General features: G+C 53.9%; 1 pseudogene. It reads left to right on the top strand.

What is annotated here, in order from left to right:
* Positions 1-147: pseudogene (locus CJF39_RS22720) on the top strand (IS5/IS1182 family transposase); the annotation flags it as partial.
* Between the last annotated feature and the right edge of the window lie 124 nt (positions 148-271).

The following is a 271-nucleotide window of genomic DNA, read 5'->3' as shown; positions in this document are numbered from 1 at the left end:
CGGGTGATCAAATGCCAATTTGGGTACGTGAAAGTGCGCTTTCGTGGGCTGATGAAAAACACGGCTCAGTTGACCACATTGTTCGCCCTGTCGAACCTGTGGATGGCTCGAAAACAACTGATGGGTATGGGCGAGTTGCGCGCTTAACATGGAAAACCGGGCGAAAAACGCCCTCGATGAACACTGCATCAGGTCGTTTTGAGCAAATAGCGCTGCGTGCCGTGCAAATTACGACTTGCCGCCGCCGCGCAGCAAGTTGATCGGAGCATCC

This window comes from Pseudomonas lundensis (genome assembly GCF_002269125.1).
GTDB classification, from domain to species: domain Bacteria; phylum Pseudomonadota; class Gammaproteobacteria; order Pseudomonadales; family Pseudomonadaceae; genus Aquipseudomonas; species Aquipseudomonas lundensis_A.
Note: the sequence above shows the minus strand (reverse complement) of the source record. Positions and strands in the feature narration are given on the sequence as shown.